1 protein-coding gene is annotated in these 327 nt (G+C 69.1%); it reads left to right on the forward strand.

Annotated features, from left to right (window positions below; genetic code table 11):
• Positions 1-327: phosphopantetheine-binding protein (locus tag KUM49_RS49470; protein ID WP_254402641.1), on the forward strand; the 327-nt coding region annotated here is incomplete at both ends.

Consider the following 327-nt stretch of genomic DNA (forward strand, 5'->3'; position numbering starts at 1 on the left):
CGGCCGGTTGCCGGAGTACATGGTGCCGTCGGCGGTGGTGGTGCTGGATGAGTTGCCGTTGACGGTGAACGGGAAGCTGGACCGTAAGGCGCTGCCCGCTCCGGTGCTCAGGGCGGGTGGGGGCCGGGTGCCGGCGTCGGTGCAGGAGGAGATTCTGTGCCAGGCCTTCGCGCAGGTTCTGGGCCTGGAGCAGGTGGGCGTGGATGACGACTTCTTTGCGCTGGGCGGCCATTCGCTGTTGGCGACGCGTCTGGTGAGTCGGGTGCGTGCGGTTTTGGGTGTGGAGGTGGGGCTGCGCACGTTGTTCGAGGTGCCGACGCCGGCGGG

The sequence above is a fragment of the Streptomyces sp. AC555_RSS877 genome (assembly GCF_019049245.1).
In the GTDB taxonomy this organism is placed as follows: domain Bacteria; phylum Actinomycetota; class Actinomycetes; order Streptomycetales; family Streptomycetaceae; genus Streptomyces.